Source organism: Vibrio sp. K4, from assembly GCF_051122595.1.
GTDB lineage: Bacteria > Pseudomonadota > Gammaproteobacteria > Enterobacterales > Vibrionaceae > Vibrio > Vibrio owensii.
The window spans coordinates 1,832,674-1,849,307 of sequence record NZ_CP178577.1 but is presented as its reverse complement, the minus strand read 5'-3'; the positions used below and the strand labels follow the sequence as shown (position 1 = coordinate 1,849,307).

General features: G+C 46.2%; 12 protein-coding genes. 4 read left to right on the top strand and 8 right to left on the bottom strand.

All coding sequences use genetic code 11. The features are described 5' to 3' along the window. Positions 1-942 (bottom strand): DNA-binding transcriptional regulator DsdC, encoded by a 942-nt coding sequence (gene dsdC / locus ACLIIY_RS08330; protein WP_122067727.1) that lies wholly within the window; start codon positions 940-942, stop codon positions 1-3. Between the two features lie 211 nt (positions 943-1,153). Here dsdC and ACLIIY_RS08325 point away from each other — a divergent pair, with 211 nt between their 5' ends. After that, a complete protein-coding gene (locus tag ACLIIY_RS08325; protein ID WP_434528513.1) occupies positions 1,154-2,485 on the top strand; it encodes a D-serine ammonia-lyase in 1,332 nt (443 codons plus the stop codon). Positions 2,486-2,572: 87 nt separating this feature from the next. Here ACLIIY_RS08325 and cydC read toward each other — a convergent pair whose 3' ends face one another. From cydC to trxB, 3 genes are all read right to left on the bottom strand, one after another. After that, complete coding sequence (gene cydC, locus ACLIIY_RS08320) at positions 2,573-4,297, bottom strand: heme ABC transporter ATP-binding protein/permease CydC (RefSeq protein WP_038895754.1); 1,725 nt, start codon at positions 4,295-4,297, stop codon at positions 2,573-2,575. Beyond that, a complete protein-coding gene (gene cydD / locus ACLIIY_RS08315) occupies positions 4,290-6,077 on the bottom strand; it encodes a heme ABC transporter permease/ATP-binding protein CydD (protein WP_434528512.1) in 1,788 nt (595 codons plus the stop codon). The genes cydC and cydD overlap by 8 nt, the downstream gene beginning before the upstream one ends. A gap of 103 nt (positions 6,078-6,180) precedes the next feature. Next, positions 6,181-7,140, bottom strand: coding sequence for a thioredoxin-disulfide reductase (trxB, locus tag ACLIIY_RS08310; protein ID WP_009705851.1), 960 nt, complete (start codon positions 7,138-7,140; stop codon positions 6,181-6,183). A gap of 371 nt (positions 7,141-7,511) precedes the next feature. Between trxB and ACLIIY_RS08305 the strand changes: the two genes are divergently transcribed. Both ACLIIY_RS08305 and ACLIIY_RS08300 read left to right on the top strand, forming a co-directional pair. Further along, positions 7,512-8,168: a 2OG-Fe dioxygenase family protein gene (locus ACLIIY_RS08305; protein WP_009705852.1), complete on the top strand. Its 657-nt coding sequence runs from the start codon at positions 7,512-7,514 to the stop codon at positions 8,166-8,168. Beyond that, positions 8,152-9,387 (top strand): cysteine desulfurase-like protein, encoded by a 1,236-nt coding sequence (locus tag ACLIIY_RS08300; RefSeq protein ID WP_434528511.1) that lies wholly within the window; start codon positions 8,152-8,154, stop codon positions 9,385-9,387. Before ACLIIY_RS08305 ends, ACLIIY_RS08300 begins: the two co-directional genes overlap by 17 nt. A gap of 79 nt (positions 9,388-9,466) precedes the next feature. Here the strand turns inward: ACLIIY_RS08300 and ACLIIY_RS08295 are convergent, their stop codons facing one another. After that, positions 9,467-10,291 carry a DUF2797 domain-containing protein gene (locus tag ACLIIY_RS08295; protein ID WP_434528510.1) on the bottom strand — a complete coding sequence of 275 codons (825 nt, stop codon included), beginning with the start codon at positions 10,289-10,291 and terminating at the stop codon, positions 9,467-9,469. A 341-nt stretch (positions 10,292-10,632) separates the two neighbouring features. On the opposite strand from ACLIIY_RS08295, the gene ACLIIY_RS08290 reads away from it, so the two are divergent. Further along, a complete protein-coding gene (locus tag ACLIIY_RS08290; RefSeq protein ID WP_005443285.1) occupies positions 10,633-11,970 on the top strand; it encodes a GGDEF domain-containing protein in 1,338 nt (445 codons plus the stop codon). 243 nt (positions 11,971-12,213) lie between these two features. Here ACLIIY_RS08290 and ACLIIY_RS08285 read toward each other — a convergent pair whose 3' ends face one another. The 3 genes from ACLIIY_RS08285 to ACLIIY_RS08275 all read right to left on the bottom strand — a co-directional run bounded on the left by ACLIIY_RS08285 (position 12,214) and on the right by ACLIIY_RS08275 (position 16,432). Continuing rightward, entirely contained in the window at positions 12,214-13,584 is a 1,371-nt protein-coding gene (locus tag ACLIIY_RS08285) for an SLC13 family permease (RefSeq protein WP_005443284.1), read from the bottom strand. A gap of 246 nt (positions 13,585-13,830) precedes the next feature. Continuing rightward, positions 13,831-14,577 carry a SanA/YdcF family protein gene (locus ACLIIY_RS08280; protein WP_005443283.1) on the bottom strand — a complete coding sequence of 249 codons (747 nt, stop codon included), beginning with the start codon at positions 14,575-14,577 and terminating at the stop codon, positions 13,831-13,833. Between the two features lie 166 nt (positions 14,578-14,743). After that, positions 14,744-16,432, bottom strand: a complete 1,689-nt coding sequence (locus ACLIIY_RS08275; protein WP_434528509.1) for an NAD-dependent malic enzyme — start codon at positions 16,430-16,432, stop codon at positions 14,744-14,746. Between the last annotated feature and the right edge of the window lie 202 nt (positions 16,433-16,634).

Genomic DNA, 16,634 nt, shown 5'->3' with positions numbered 1-16,634 from the left:
TTAGCAGTTCCCTGCTTGCTGATTTAACCAACCAATGAAAAGTGCCAACTTACGCGAGTGCTTTTCATTGGCGGTGACCACATAGTATTTCTGTTTACAGCGAAGTGCTCTCGCAGAAAAAGGCGTAATAAGTGCGCCGGATTTCAACAAGCTTTCGACAAGGGAAAGTCGGCCAATGGCAACGCCGGCGTTATGCATTGCCGCTGTAACCGCAAGATCGGAACGATCAAACGAGATACTCGGGATCCCTTCGATGTCGTCGAGCCCATTTTCACCAGCCCAAAGCGCCCACTCATCATGATGCGAGTTGTAGTCCCATGCTTGTTTGTCATGCAGTAATGTAGCGCTCACAAGTTTATCTGGGGCATCAATGAGTCCCAGTTTTTCTGCGTACTCTTTGGTGCAAACTGGAACAATACTTTCTTCCATCAGCTCTTGGTGCCACAGTTTTTCTGGCATCTGCTCGTCGAAGTAAATGGCGGCATCAATGCCATAGCCTTGGAAATTCACGTTCTCATTACCCGTTAGTATGTTTAGCTCAATCGACGGAAATTGCTGTTTAAACGAGTAAATGCGGGGAACCAACCAGCTTTGTGCAAAGGAAGGGCGGGAGTAGATGGTCAGTTCGCCCGAGACATCGCCACACTTCACTTCCATTACTTCTTGGTTTAACTCATTCAACGTTCGGTTAAGGGCTAGATATATCCGTTCGCCTTCTTCGGTCAGGGTTATCTTTCGATGTGACCGTACAAACAGCTTGATGCCAAGTTCTTCTTCCAGTTTGTTGATGCGATGTGAGATGGCGCTAGGGGTCATGGAAAGCTCTTCCGCAGCAAGGGAAAAAGAACAGTGTCTCGCTGCTACTTCAAAGGTGTGTAACTTAGAAAGCTGAAAGCTGTTGATGCGCTGATGCTTACCGAAAATGGTGTCGTTGGTGTACATGGCTAATGAATGATTTGCTGCTGTTGATTGGATAATAGGGCTTTTGTGTGTTGTATGTTGAGCTAAAAAGACTTCTTGTCCACAAAATTCCAACTTAATCACGTTTTTGTTTTAATCTGGTTCATGTGAAAGTGATTTTTGATCGTTTGTCATCTTTGGCGAGAGTTTGGTTAAATAACGATTAAAGACAGTAACTTGCAACTAGGAACCAATGACAACCTACAATGCACACACACTTGCTACCGAGTTTCCTCTGGTTAAGCGATTGATTGATTTGGAAGAGGTGGTTTGGTTCAACCCAAATATCACCACACTTAAAGAAGGTCTACCGTACGTTGGCTTAGATGCTGCCAACATCAAAGACGCGAGCGAGCGATTAAAACGCTTTGCTCCATACTTAATGAAAGCTTTCCCTGAAACGGCGGCCTCTAATGGAATCATTGAATCAAACGTGGTCGGCATCGACAAGGTGAAGTCGTGTTTGGAAGCGCAATACGATACTCAAATTCTTGGGCGTTTGATGCTTAAAAAAGACAGCCATTTGCCTATTTCAGGTTCTATCAAGGCGCGTGGCGGTATTTATGAAGTGTTGACACATGCAGAGAAGTTGGCGATTGAAGCTGGGCTTCTGAGTGAAAGTGATGATTACAGCAAATTGGCGAGTGAAGAGTTTCGTCAGTTCTTTCAGCAATACAGCATTGCCGTAGGTTCAACCGGAAATCTGGGCATGTCTATTGGCATCATGAGTGCAAAACTTGGCTTCTCTGTATCGGTTCATATGTCGGCAGATGCTCGAGAGTGGAAGAAGAACAAACTGCGTTCTCACGGCGTGAATGTCGTGGAATACGAGCAAGACTACGGTGTTGCTGTTGAACAAGGGCGCAAAGAAGCGGAGAAAGATCCAACTTGCTTCTTCATTGATGATGAAAACTCTCAAACCTTGTTCTTAGGTTATTCCGTTGCAGGTGAACGCTTAAAGCAACAGTTTGATGATATGGGTATCATCGTTGATGCGGAGCACCCTCTGTTTGTTTACCTACCTTGCGGGGTGGGCGGAGGTCCTGGTGGTGTAGCGTTCGGCTTGAAGATGGCTTTTGGTGACCATGTGCATTGTCTCTTCGCGGAGCCGACACATTCTCCGTGTATGCTGCTTGGTGTGCACACTGGTTTACATGATGACATCGCGGTTCAAGATCTTGGCATCGACAATATCACTGCAGCTGACGGTTTAGCGGTAGGTCGTGCGTCAGGCTTTGTTGGTCGAGCGATGGAGAGACTGCTTGATGGTTACTACACCATGACGGATGAGCGCATGTATCACCATCTAGGCGAGTTAAGTGAGCTGGAAGATATTCGTTTAGAACCATCAGCGCTAGCGGGCATGATTGGTGCGGTGCATGTTTCTAACGATAGGGATTACCAAGAGAGAATGCAGTTTACTGAAGAGAAGTTAAGCAACGCGACTCACTTAGTTTGGGCGACCGGTGGCGGCATGGTACCGGAAGAGGAAATGTCAGCTTATCTGGCCAAGTCAGGTCGTTAAAGAATTTTGCACTTGTTATGGGAACAGCGAGAGCAAAAGAAAAGGGCTCATCAATGGATGAGCCCTTTGTCTATTTGAATCCCAGTATTACAGAGATTGTAACAGCTGGTGGTAACGACCTTTTTCTGCAAGCAGTGCTTGGTGGCTACCTTGTTCGATGATCTCGCCTTGTTCCATCAAACAGATGTTGTCCATGCTTTCCAGCTCAATCAAACGGTGAGTAATGAATACGACCGTCTTATTGGTGAAGTGTTGCTTGAACAGTTCCATCACTGTTTGCTCAGTACGCTTGTCTAGACCTTCAGTTGGTTCATCAAGCAGCAGAATAGGAGCGTCACGCAATAGCGCGCGAGCAATACCGATGCGACGCTTCTCACCACCAGACAGTTGACGACCGCCGTCACCTAGCCAAGCATCCAGTCCTGGTTCGTCTAACAGATTCGCCAAGTCTACTTTAGTCAGAATATCAGCCAACTGTTCATCCGTTGCTTCTGGAGCCGCAAGCAATAGGTTGTCACGCAGTGTGCCATTAAGCACATCCACACGTTGACTAACTACTGTGATCGCAGCGCGCAAATCGGATTCGCTCCAATCTTGCAGAGGCGCACCACCAATGCTCACTTGACCTTGGTTTACATCCCAGTAGCGACAAAGCAATTGAATAAGCGTCGATTTACCTGAACCGGTTTGGCCAACAATCGCCGTTTTTGAGCCCAGAGGCAGTGACAGTGTCAGGTCTTTCAGCACTTTTTGTTGACCGTCAGGGTAGGTGAAATCAACCTTGTCGAACTCAATATTTAACGGTTTATCACCTTCACGCTTCGATGTTTCTGGGAAAACAACGTCTGGCTCCGCTAAGGTGATTTCGTTCAATCGACGCGCGGACGTCAATGTTTGACCTAGGTATTGGAAGGCACCAGCAATTGGCATCAGAATTTCAAAGCTTGCCATGGTTGCAAACGCGAACAGTGCAATCCAAGGATCTGGTGCACGACCGCCAACACCATCCGCAGCAAACCAAAGCATTGCGACAAGGGTTAAGCCGTTAGCGAGCATCAACAAGCCAGATGCCATACCAGTGAGGTTTGCGTTAACAAACTGGTTGGATAGCAGCTGTTTTTGCTTTTCTAGAATCACGTTACGGTAACGCTCTTCTGCACCAAACAGACTCAGTTCGCTGTAACCTTGTAGCCAGTCCAGTGTTGCTACGCGCAGTTGTGCTTTGTTTTGAGTCAGGTGTTCGCCGTTATGTTTGCCCAGTTTGTAGAACAATACCGGCCACACCAACAGCATTACCGTTAGGATACCGCCAAGCAGTAGCGCAAGGTGCCAGTCAAAGAAGGCAAGTACTGCGGTTAATGACAAGATGCCGAAGATGCCAACAATCACAGGGCTGACAAGACGCAAGTACACGTGATCCATCGCGTCTACGTCTGCCACTAGGCGGTTTAGCAGATCCGCATCACGCAGAGTCGAAACGCGACCAGGGATCAGCGGTGCAAGCTTCTTGAAGAAGAAGATACGCAGATCCGTCAGTAGTTTGAATGTTGCATTATGGCTAACTACACGCTCGCCCCAACGGCCCGCAGTACGCGCCATCGCAGCGCCACGAACGCCAGCGCCCGGAAGCATGTAGTTGAAGGTTTCACGAGCAATGGTCAAACCCGCGACGGCAGCCGCAGAGATAAACCAACCGGATAAGGTGAGTAGGCCAATAGAAGCAGCCAGCGTCAGAAAAGCCAGAAGCATACCGAGCGACAAACCAAACCAATGCTTTTTATACAGTTTTAGATAAGGGAGTAAATCACGCATCTAAGTTCCCCTTGTCTGATTCACGTTGAGCTAGGTTGGCAGCCAACATTTCTTTAAACAAACCATCTTGCGATGCCAACGTTGCGTAATCACCACGTTGAACGATTTGACCCTCTTGCATAACCAGAATCTGGGAGACATTCTGCAGCGGCGCGAGTTGGTGGGTGATCATCAAGTTAGTGGTGGATTCGGTGTATTTACCGATGCCTTCCATAACCAATTTCTCGCTTCGAGCATCCAAACTTGCAGTTGGTTCATCAAGTAGCCAGAAACGGCCGTTTTGTAACATCGCACGAGCAAGAGCAAGACGCTGTGCCTGACCAACAGACAAACCGCCAGAGCGATCAGAGATTTGGTAATCCAGACCGTGCATTTCAACAAATTCTGCAGCGTGGGAGTCACTCAGTACAGAGTTGACTTGCTGGTCTTGAATATCTTGCTTACCTAGGGTGACGTTGTCACGAATACTGCCGTGCAAAAGCATTGGGTTTTGACCAATCCAGCTGATGGTTTCGCGCCATGTCGCCAAATCCAACTCGGAAAGTTCACAGCCGTTAATCTTTAAGCTGCCTTTGTATGGCATAAAACCAAGGATGGTATTTACTAAGCTGGTTTTACCTGCACCACTTGGGCCAACCAGTGCGGTGCTTTGATTCGCTTCTAGCGAGAAGGATAAGGGCCCAGCAAGTTGTTTACCTTCGGGGCTGAAGATAACAAGGTCTTGAGCTTCGATATGAATCGCTGCGTTTTGCTCTACAGCCTTGTTGCCGTCTTTTACTTGGTCTACATCTAGCTCTAGAAATTCAACAATGCTTTCTGCTGCGCCAACGGCTTGTTGCTTGGCATGGTAGAAGGTACCAAGGTCACGCAATGGCTGATAAAACTCAGGCGCAAGGATCAGAATAAACAGGCCTGCGAACAGTGTTACACCTGTGCCGTAGTAACCGAAGTTGAGCTCTCCGATATAGCTAAAGCCAAAGTAAACTGCCGTAATCGCAATTGAGATAGAAGTGAAGAACTCAAGAACCGCTGAAGATAGGAATGCAATCTTCAATACATCCATTGTGCGAGTACGGAAAACTTCAGATGCACCTTTTAATGTCTCGGTTTCTGATTGAGTACGGTCGAACAAACGGATGGTTGTCATTGCTTGCAAACGGTCATAGAAGTGACCAGATAAACGTTGCAGCGCTTTGAAGTTCTTACGGTTTGCGTCAGCGGCTTTCATACCCACCAATGCCATAAACATTGGAACCAATGGTGCAGTAATCAGGAAAATTAAACCCGCTGCCCAGTTAATTGGGAAAACCACCACTAGGATGATGAAAGGCACCAAAACAGACAACGACATTTGCGGAAGGTAGCGCGAGAAGAAGTCTTGCATGTCTTCTACTTGCTCTAAAATCAACGTTGCCCAGCTACCAGCTGGCTTGCCTTTGATATAAGCAGGACCAAGTTGGTGAACTTTATCGAGAATCAGTTGGCGGATGTAAACGCGGATCTGTTCACCGCAACGATATCCAGCGATTTCGCGTCCCCAAGTACAAGCTGCGCGACCGATAACGGTGACACCAAGTCCGACGAAGTACCAAACGAGTTCGGATTTGTCGACTTGTTCAATAATGAGTTGGTGGAGAATGGAGGCGAGCAGGGCTGCTTGAGCCAATAAAAACACGCTTGATAGTACGCCTAGGCCTATCGCAACCATCAGCCAGCGCTTGGCCAACTTACTTTGTTGCTTAAGCCACTTATTCAAGCTGCTTTGCTTTTTCTTATCCATCGTGAAGGCTTAATGATAATTGTTTTAATGAGGCGGTAGTATACAAAAGAAAACCCAGCGGGAATACCGCTGGGCTTTAAGGATATGACACAAATGTGAAAAGTTATTTGTCAGTAAGTGCGTCTAAGAAGCGTTCTGCATCTAAAGCTGCCATACAGCCAGTACCTGCAGAGGTGATTGCTTGACGGTAGTTATGATCCATCACGTCGCCTGCTGCAAACACACCTTCGATGCTTGTTTGCGTCGCGTTACCTTCAAGGCCGGATTGAACGAGGATGTAACCATCTTTCATATCGACTTGGCCTTCGAAGATTTGCGTGTTTGGTTGGTGACCGATTGCGATGAATGCACCCATTACATCGATATCTTCAGTTGCACCGCTGTTCACGTCTTTAATGCGAACACCCGTTACACCCATGTCGTCGCCTAGCACTTCATCTAGTGTACGGTCAGTGTGAAGAACGATATTACCGCTTTCAACTTTATCCATCAGGCGTTTTACAAGGATCTTCTCAGCGCGGAATGAATCGCGACGGTGGATCAGGTGCACTTCTGATGCAATGTTTGATAGGTAAAGCGCTTCTTCAACAGCAGTGTTACCGCCGCCCACAACCGCCACTTTCTGATTGCGGTAGAAGAAGCCATCACAAGTTGCACAAGCTGAAACGCCGCGACCTTTAAATGCTTCTTCAGATTCAAGACCTAGGTATTTCGCTGATGCACCAGTAGAGATGATCAACGCATCACAAGTGTACTCACCAGAGTCACCTTTCAGACGGAATGGACGTTGAGACAGATCCACTTCGTTGATGTGATCGAACACGATTTCTGTTTCGAATCGTTCTGCGTGTTCTTTCATGCGTTCCATCAAACCTGGGCCAGTAAGACCTTCTGCATCACCAGGCCAGTTTTCTACTTCAGTTGTGGTCGTTAGCTGACCACCTTGCTGCATTCCCGTTACTAGCACAGGGTTTAAGTTAGCACGCGCTGCGTATACTGCTGCGGTGTAACCTGCTGGGCCAGAACCAAGAATTAATAATTTACAGTGTTTTACGTCGCTCATTATGGCTCCATAGAGGGCTGAACATTTCTCCCGATTGTATGGAAATTCTTAGTGCTTTAAAAGCATAAACGAAAGGAGCGGATCGAATTATTGGTTATAGGTTAGAACTTGCTGATGTTTATGGAGAGGCGTTCCAGACTAGAATAAAATTCTGTTTATAGTAGAGAGTTCTAGTTTCAAATACTGCGCAAGCTCCGTTCTGAATGTTTAAACTGCTGTTGATATTAATTGCAGTGCTAAGTGTCGTTTTTTCTTTTTTGTTGAAGCTATCAACGTCAAATTCTGGTAATTGCAGAATATTTGCGTATCCTAGAATGTAAATTAAATGTTAATTAAAACAAGCTAAATGTGCCTCATTAAAGGAGCCAATGATGTTACATTCACGAGAGAACACCCTACATTTAACTCAGCTCAGCATGGCAGCGATTGAGCAACTTTCTCCTTCCTTCGAAGGCCTACCTCGTACGGAACACGCCGACGGCCAATATCGTCTTCGTCGTTACTCTGTAGTTGGGTTTGAAAACGGTCAGGTGGTCGATTTAAACAAGAACAGCTTTGTACAATCTTCTGATATCAACCGTTTCCAAGGTGATGTGATTCGCCAGTTTGAGCCGATTGAAAAAGGGATTCTTTCCAGTGAAGGTTTCCGTGAAATGTGTGAGTTGTTCGTTAACGCAAACCACTTACCAGACGGTCAGGAAATCGAGATCCATCAAATTCGAATCACCGCGATTTACGATGAAACCCAAGTTGCACCGGAAGGGGTACACCAAGATGGTTTTGACCACATCGCGCTAGTAGGCGTAGGGCGTCACAACATCATGGGTGGCGACATCATGCTTTACAGCAGCCACAACCAAGCGCCTTTTTTCCGCAAAGTATTGGAAAATGGCGAAGTGGCAATGCTGGCAGACAGCAAACTGTGGCACAACGCGGTGCCAATTCGCTCAGTGATTAATGACCAAGAAGGTCATATGGATGTATTTGTACTGACAGCGACGGACAAACGAAATGAACTTCAATCTTAATCAGATCCGAGAACAATTTCCCGCACTGGCGCAATACCACAATGAACGCCCAGTGACCTTTTTTGATGGACCCGGTGGTTCACAAGTGCCACAGTCGGTACTCGATAGCATGGTGAGCTACCTTGGACGATTCAATTCGAACCTCGGCGGACATTATTTCTCAAGCCAAGCGACGGTTGATGTAATGCAATCGGCTCGCGAATCGGCACAAGCTCTGCTTAACGCACCTTCCTCGGGCAATATTATGTTTGGCGCGAATATGACCTCGCTGACATTCCAGCTAAGTCGCGCTATTAGTCGAGATTGGAAAGAGGGCGATGAGATCATTGTTTCAGCCCTAGACCATTACTCTAACGTGTCGAGTTGGCAACAAGCAGCAGAAGACAAAGGCGTGGTAGTTCAACAAGTCAGAATTAATGAAGAAGATTGCACGCTGGATCTAGCGCATCTTCAGAGCTTGTTGAATGAGAAAACGCGTTTAGTGGCGGTGACTTACGCATCGAACACTACCGGCTCGATTGTTGATATGCACCAAGTGGTCAAAATGGCACACAGTATCGGCGCTCAAGTTTATGTGGATGCCGTGCATTATGCGCCACACCATTTAGTCGATGTGCAAGCATTAGGATGTGATTTCTTGGCATGTTCTGCGTACAAGTTTTTTGGACCACATGTAGGAATTGCGTACGTAGCAGACCAGTGGTTGCACAGTGTTAAGCCCTACAAAGTTGAACCTGCAACCAACATTGGACCGGGACGTTTCGAAACCGGAACGCAGAGCTTTGAAGGCTTGGCAGGCGTCACTGCTGCGGTTGAATACCTAGCCCAGTTTGGTGATGAAGATGCATCACTTCGTCAGCGTTTAGAGCAAAGCTATTCGTTATACAGCCAACATGAGCAGCAATTGAGTGAGCATTTCTTGCAGCGTTTAGGGGCGTTGGACGGCGTGAATTTGTTTGGTATTAACAACGAAAGTAACCAACTGAGAACGCCAACTTTTGCGCTGACTTTTGATAAATACGCTCCAGAGTTCATCGCGAAGACTTTGGGCGAGCACAATATCTGCGTCTGGAATGGGCACTTCTATGCACTAGGACTCGTTCGTCAATTAGGCCTAGAAGAGTCGGGTGGCGTGGTGCGCATCGGTTGTATGCATTACAACACGACGGCAGAAATCGATATGTTGTTTGATGTGTTGGAAAACATCCTCGACGCCTAAGAATCGACGATTCCACAAACTAAAAGCTCGAGCCAGGTGCTCGAGCTTTTTCGTTTCTTTTGTTCAATTAACCGAGAACTTATTCGCTCACTTCAACTTCATAAGAGGTGAACTTACGCACGTTGATTACGCCAGTATCAAAGATCAGGTATTGGCCTTTAATGCCTTGCAATGTACCCGTTACAACTGGGTTTTTATCGAAGTTGTGTGAGGTGATTTTAGTCGGATGCTGTTGAACTGGGTAGCTTAGAGAGGTGATGTTTTCACTTAACACTTCAATTGCGTCATCACCATACTGTTGTTTAATTTCAGCGATTTTGTCTTCTACTAATGGCAGCAGTTCTACGAAGCGATCTTGCAGTTCAATTGGGTCGCCGTCGCCTTTCAGAAGCGTTCGCCAGTTTGTCTTATCAGCAATGTGTTTCGCTAATTCGATTTCAATCAAGCCAGAGATATGACGAGTCTTTACTTTGAAGATAGGCAGACCTTGTGTCGCACCTTGGTCTATCCAACGGGTTGGAATTTGAGTATGACGCGTGATGCCCACTTTCAAACTTGACGTGTTAGATAGGTAAACGAAGTGGTCCACCATGCAGTTCTCTTCCCCCCATTGCGGCTCGCGACAGGTGCCTTGTTCGTAGTGACAAGTTTCTGGCTTCATGATGCACATGTCGCAACTCGCCAACTTCTTCATACACACAAAGCAGTGGCCTTGAGAGTAGCTCTTCTTGGTTTTCTTACCGCAAGAACAACAGTAGATGTTGCCAGTGTGAGTTAGGGTGAGGGTTTTACCAAGAAATGGGCTCAAATCCACTTCTTCGTCACCCACAGGTAGACGATAGCTTACTGCACCATCCAGAGAAGCACGCATTTTGTTTAGCGTGCCTGTAGCAATTATTGACATGACATTACTCATTATTGTGTTTTTGCACAGTATATACCGAAGCGGTCTCGATATGCAGAGGTAAGCAAACAAGTCTGTGGTTTTGTGTTCTCTTTGGTGCCTTTTTAATCAAGGTGACGTTGATTGACGTGAGATGCTTCGCACAAACGCTCAAGTGGGAAAAATCCTACATACCTGAAGCAAGATCACGCTTCTTAAATGAGTAATATGTATCGAGAGTGAGAATGTGAGTCAAAAATCACTTTTTAACTTGATAAATAACTTTATTTGAAATGTGAAATAACTTTCAGTACATTTGCTTAATATAAACAGAACGATAGTCAGTAACTAGGTTAGTCACGATGAAGTGGATACACAGATTAATTTTTGCATTATCGATATGCACCATCAGTTTAGTGGCGTTATACAGTTTGCTTGGTGATACCCGTAAGCTAGAAGTCACGCCTGATCAATTTAATATTCATGTCACAAGCGATGCCATTGCTGGTGGTCTGAGTGAATCTGATATTACTTATCAAAACCACAGTTTGGTTCTTAACTGTGACCTAAAAGAAAGTAAGTACGCGTGGCCTTATTGCGGTATCTCCGTTTACACCGATGTGAAGCAAGCGACTAAAGGTTTGGATCTTTCTAGTTACCATACCGTTCGTCTTAAAATTCGTTATGAAACGGCGGGAGAGGGACAAAGTCCAAGCAAAAACTTGCGCTTGTACCTGCGTAACTTCAATTCGGCCTATTCAGATCCGAATGATGAATACACCATCAAATACAATGGCATGCAGTTTTCGCCTTCAGACTTTAGCGAAGTTATCGAGATCCCAATTGAAAACCTCCAAGTAATGACGTGGTGGCTGAATGACAACGATGTTGCGATTGAGCACTCTGCGCCTGAGTTTGCCAATATTACTCGCATTGATTTGGCTACCGGCGCGGGTGCGGCACTCGGTAAACATAAGATCGTTATCGATAAAATTGAGTTTGAAGGTGCGTATGTTCAGCAATCCACACTCTTGTTTGCGCTGTTGTTCTCTTGGATGGCACTTGGCTTGGCTTTCTCACTGCATGAAATGCGCAAAAACAAAATCGCGTATAACAAAGCACGCAAGCGTCATCGCCATTTAGAAAAAGTGAACAGTACACTGCGTGCCCAGAACTATGAATTTGCAGAACTGGCACATCGCGATGCGCTAACTGGAGCAATGAACCGACATGCGGTACAGAACTGGTTGGAGCAACAGGCTCGACAAGTTCGTTGGGGGCACGATTCCTTCTCTATCCTTTACATGGACTTGGATAAATTCAAACGAGTAAACGACAAGTACGGTCATCAGATGGGTGACGATATTCTGCGGGAGTTTGTCATGGTGATCGCTAGCTCTATCCAACCAGATGATCGTTTGGTTCGTTGGGGTGGGGAAGAGTTCGTCGTGTTCTGCCCAAACACCGATATTGAGCAAGCCGTGAAGAAAGCTGAAGTCGTGCGCCAGAACGTTGAAAAACACCTCTGGGTTCATGGTGAATCGCTAACGTGCAGTATTGGTGTCGCCCAAATGCAAAACGAACGAGTCTCTGAGACGATGGCTCGTGCAGATGAAGTCTTGTATTTGGCTAAGCGTAACGGCCGAAACCGAATAGAAGTGAATTACGGTATGCAAAAGAAGTCGGATATTGCTTCATAACTAAGACTTCATAACTAAGGTTTCATAACCTAAGCTTCATAACTCAAGCTTCCTAAGTGCCGCGCTCACCATTGGCGTGGAAAAGAAAAAAGGTGGCCGACCGACCACCAAAAGGGAAACTGCTGAACATGACTAGGGGGTAGTAGTTAGGTATTCAATTTGATTACCGAGAACAGCAGTTGTAGTGCTAGTTTTGATAAGAGAGCTGCGTTTGGGCGCAGCTCTTTTTTATTTGAGCAATGTTTACCAGAACAACCAAGCGAATAGAGTCAGCGCGCCGATACATGCAACGTTCAGTACCATACCGATTCGCATCATCTCTTTCTGTTTGATATGACCCGTCGCAAATACAATCGCGTTCGGTGGCGTTGCTACTGGCAGCATGAAGGCACAAGATGCTGCTACAGCAATCAGTGCTGATAGAATGACTGGCGATAGACCAAGCGCTTCTGCAATGGTGGCAAATACTGGCACCAATAACGCCGCACTTGCTGTGTTACTTGCAAACTCGGTTAGGAAAACAACAAACGCAACCACAGATAGAATCGTGAGTAGGACACCAGCTTGCTCAAGGAAACCAGCTAGACCGTTAGCCAAGAAGACACTTGTGCCCGTTGCTTTTAGTACGTTACTTAGACAGATACCGCCACCAAACAGGATCAAAACACCCCAGTCAGTTGTCTTTTCAATGTCTTTCCACTCTACTGCGCGAGATGCACCAAGTAATAGAATCGCACCAATTGCAACCAGCGTATCGAACTTCGCAAAACCGCCAAGCATCGCGTTGATTGGTTTGCTGAAAATCCAGAATGTCACTGTTAATAGGAAAATCGCTAAGGTGATCTTCTTGCCGTTTGTCCACTCAACTGGCTGGTGGTCAAGTTCGAACGTGTGGCTTAAATCTGGCTTTGTCATGGTGTAAAGCACCAAGATCGCGATAGGCATGAGAATCAAAGAAATTGGTAAACCCAGCTCCATCCACTCTGTAAAGTTCAAACCGACTTCTGCAGCTGCGATAGCATTCGGTGGGCTACCTACTAGCGTTGCGATACCGCCAATAGACGCACTGTAAGCGATACCAAGTAGCACGAACAGGTAAGTGCTGTGACTCTTCTTCGCGTCTAGTTTGCTCATAACGCCTAGAACCAATGGCAACATCATCGCTGTCGTTGCGGTGTTTGAGATCCACATTGATAGGCCAGCGCTCACACCAAACAACATGAAGACCGCGACAGACATCTTACCGCGCGCAATCAGTAATACTTTGTCGGCAATCGCTTGGTCAAGCTTTTGCTTGTGTAGAGCTGCAGCTAATGCGAAACCACCCAAGAACAAGAAAATGATCGAGTTAGAGAAGTTGTTTAGTGCTGCTTGGGTATTGAATACGCCCAAAAATACCGCAAGTAACGGGATTAGCAGGGCAGTGATGCTTACGTGAATGGCTTCCGTTAACCAAAGTACGGCAACGAAAATCAAAATACATAAGCCGGTTACGACTTGAGGCTCAAACGGTAGGGTGTTGAACAAAATAGCGAACAGCAGGACATTAGACGTCAATATCATGCTGTTGCGTGTGAAGAACCAATTCTTCAATGTCACAGCGAGTGCGGTCATGGGTTGTGCTCCTTTTGCATTGCCTTAGTGTTGGTTTTTTATGGCAAAGTAACTGACTTGTAGTTATTTATTGATTAAATGTTACTTCGGATGCGAAAGGGTGTTTTGCCTGAATCGACGGCAGAATAAGAAAGTGTGAGGTTGGGAATTGTAAATGGGTAGAAAGCTACCCATTTACTTTTAATGAATTGTTACCGGTGTGTAATGCAGAGCGAGAATGTTGAAAGCAGCAACACTTTGGTCGACTTAATGAACCGGAATGTTACGTTCGTTTTCGATGATTTCTTGTTTTTCTTCCACCGTATCTTCCACCGCAACGATTGGCTCTTGAGGACCAAGGAAACGCGGTTGCGTATTCATGATGTACAAGTCCAAAAACGCTTTCACACGAGCCATAAGTTCACGTGTTCGCATGTTGATCTTCTGCTTACTTGCCGTTGGTCCAGCTACGGCTAAACACTGCGCATCAATATTGTAAGCGTCAGCAATAAACAGCGCGCGTTCACAATGGAATCGTTGAGTGACAATCAAGAAACGCTCAGAGGCGAATATCTTTTTAGCACGAACGATGGAGTCCAGAGTTCGGAATCCCGCATAGTCCAGATGAATGACTTCTTCTGGCACTCCTGCTTTGAGTAGATCACGTTTCATCGTCCACGGTTCATTGTAAGAGCGATGTGCGTTGTCTCCACTCAACAAAAACTGCTTCACTTTTCCTTGTTTGTACAGTTCGATAGCGGCGTTGATTCTGTGGGTGTAGTAAGTATTGAGGATCTTCCCAATGTATTTACTGGTGCCGAGAACGACCGCGACTTCATGCTTAGGCACTTGCTCGTAGTCGGTAAAGATTTCTTCTTGTGCTTGAAGCACTACCCAACGGTCAATAGCAATAATTGTGACGAAAAGGCCGAGTAAAGAGATCGACAAAACCAAAGCCAGACGCTTCCATGAGAACTTGAGCTTCCACTTTGACTTTATGCGAGAAAACAGCAAAACGTTCGATGTCCTTATTTCAATGTGTATCCCTCATCATATCTGATAGAAATGAAAAGAGAGAAGCCCATTTATGCCAAAATATGGTTAGGATGAGAAAAAAGAGCATAAAAAACAAAAGCCCTCGGAGTGCGAGGGCTAATAATTATACAAAACGTCTTAAAGCTTAGAATGCTGTGCGTTTGTAACGACGGTAAACCGGTTGCCAGAATGCTTGGTCAATCGCGTCATTTAGCGCTTCATCGGTGATTTCTAGCGCGACACCTTGCTCAATCGCTTTCTTCGCAACAGCGAATGCAATCTTCTTCGATACCAAATGAATTTCTTCTAGTGGTGGAAGCAAAGCACCGTTGCCGTTGATCGCTAATGGTGAGCATGTCGCCAATGCGCGGCTTGATTCCATCAACATTTCGTCTGTTACGCGCTTCGCCTTTACCGCAAGTACACCTAAACCAATACCAGGGAAGATGTAGCTGTTGTTACATTGCGCGATAGGGTAAGTGTTGCCTTCATGAACCACTGGCTCAAATGGGCTGCCTGTTGCAACTAACGCTTCACCGTTTGTCCAACGAATGATGTCATTTGGTGTTGCTTCTACGCGGCTTGTTGGGTTCGAAAGCGGGAATACAATCGGACGCGCGCAGTGCTTGTGCATCTCTTTGATCACTTCTTCACTGAAGAGACCAGGGGCACCAGATACACCAATTAGCACGGTTGGTTTCGCATTGTGCATCACATCAAGAAGTGAGAAGCCATTTCCTTCATTTTCCCACTTCTTCGTGTTGTCGAACTTCTGAACCAAGCGCTGTTGGAAATCAAGAAGGTTAGGCATGCCTTCTTGCAACAGACCCCAACGGTCAACCATGTAAACTTGCGAACGTGCTTTCTTATCAGAGATTCCTTCCGATACCATTTGCGCGATGATCGCTTCAGCAATACCACAACCAGCAGAACCAGCACCCAAGAAAGTAATGCGTTGATCAGACAGCTTAGTACCTGCCGCTTTACATGCTGCAAGTAGAGAACCTACGGTTACCGCCGCTGTACCTTGAATGTCATCGTTGAAACAACAGATGCGATCTTTGTAGCGCTCTAGAAGTGGCATTGCGTTTTTCTGTGCAAAGTCTTCGAACTGGATCAGGGCATCTGGCCAACGGCGTTGTACTGCTTGGATAAACTCTTCAACAAACGCATCGTAATCAGGACCAGTGATACGAGGGTGACGCCAACCCATGTACATCGGGTCTGCAAGACGTTGCGGGTTGTTGGTACCCACGTCAAGTACGATTGGTAGTGTGTAAGCTGGGCTGATACCGCCACACGCTGTGTACAGAGAAAGCTTACCGATTGGAATACCCATGCCGCCGATACCTTGGTCACCCAAGCCCAAGATACGTTCGCCATCAGTGACTACTATTACTTTAACGTTGTGGTTTGCTGCGTTGTTTAGCAGGTCATCGATACGGTCACGGTTCGGGTAAGAGATGAACAGACCACGGCCACGACGATAGATGTTTGAGAAGTTCTCACACGCTGCACCAACGGTTGGTGTGTAGATGATAGGCATCATCTCAGAAATGTGGTTTTGAACTAGGCGGTAGAATAGCGTTTCGTTCGTGTCTTGGATGTTGCGCAGGTAAATGTGCTTGTCCATGTCACTTTCAAAGCTTTTGTACTGTTGGTACGCACGCTCTACTTGCTCTTGGATGGTTTCAGTCGTCTCTGGTAGAAGACCTTCCAAGTTGAATGAACTACGTTCTTCTCCGGAGAACGCACTGCCCTTGTTCAAAAGAGGGGTAGCTAAAAGAGCCGGACCCGCATATGGGATATAGAGTGGGCGCTTGTCGTTGTTCATTGGGTGCCTTAAATGTAGGGTTGAAGGATGCGTGCAAAATTCTAACGGGTTCACTATTTAGTTGTAAACATTCGTTGATGCACATCAACGTAATGTCGCAAAAAAATCCAATTCCCGACGAAAATATCGTCACTGAAACAATAATACTGTCATTAAATGGCCAGAAACGATTCCTAAAGCAGGAATTTCTCACTCAGGTATA

Excerpts from the sequence above, each read along its gene's own strand:
- ACLIIY_RS08290 (WP_005443285.1), top strand. The coding sequence starts at position 10,633 with ATGAAGTGGATACACAGATTAATTTTTGCATTATCGATATGCACCATC.
- ACLIIY_RS08300 (WP_434528511.1), top strand. The coding sequence starts at position 8,152 with ATGAACTTCAATCTTAATCAGATCCGAGAACAATTTCCCGCACTGGCG.
- ACLIIY_RS08325 (WP_434528513.1), top strand. The coding sequence starts at position 1,154 with ATGACAACCTACAATGCACACACACTTGCTACCGAGTTTCCTCTGGTT.
- dsdC (WP_122067727.1), bottom strand. The coding sequence starts at position 942 with ATGTACACCAACGACACCATTTTCGGTAAGCATCAGCGCATCAACAGC.
- ACLIIY_RS08305 (WP_009705852.1), top strand. The coding sequence starts at position 7,512 with ATGTTACATTCACGAGAGAACACCCTACATTTAACTCAGCTCAGCATG.
- trxB (WP_009705851.1), bottom strand. The coding sequence starts at position 7,140 with ATGAGCGACGTAAAACACTGTAAATTATTAATTCTTGGTTCTGGCCCA.
- cydC (WP_038895754.1), bottom strand. The coding sequence starts at position 4,297 with ATGCGTGATTTACTCCCTTATCTAAAACTGTATAAAAAGCATTGGTTT.
- cydD (WP_434528512.1), bottom strand. The coding sequence starts at position 6,077 with ATGGATAAGAAAAAGCAAAGCAGCTTGAATAAGTGGCTTAAGCAACAA.
- ACLIIY_RS08295 (WP_434528510.1), bottom strand. The coding sequence starts at position 10,291 with ATGTCAATAATTGCTACAGGCACGCTAAACAAAATGCGTGCTTCTCTG.
- ACLIIY_RS08285 (WP_005443284.1), bottom strand. The coding sequence starts at position 13,584 with ATGACCGCACTCGCTGTGACATTGAAGAATTGGTTCTTCACACGCAAC.
- ACLIIY_RS08275 (WP_434528509.1), bottom strand. The coding sequence starts at position 16,432 with ATGAACAACGACAAGCGCCCACTCTATATCCCATATGCGGGTCCGGCT.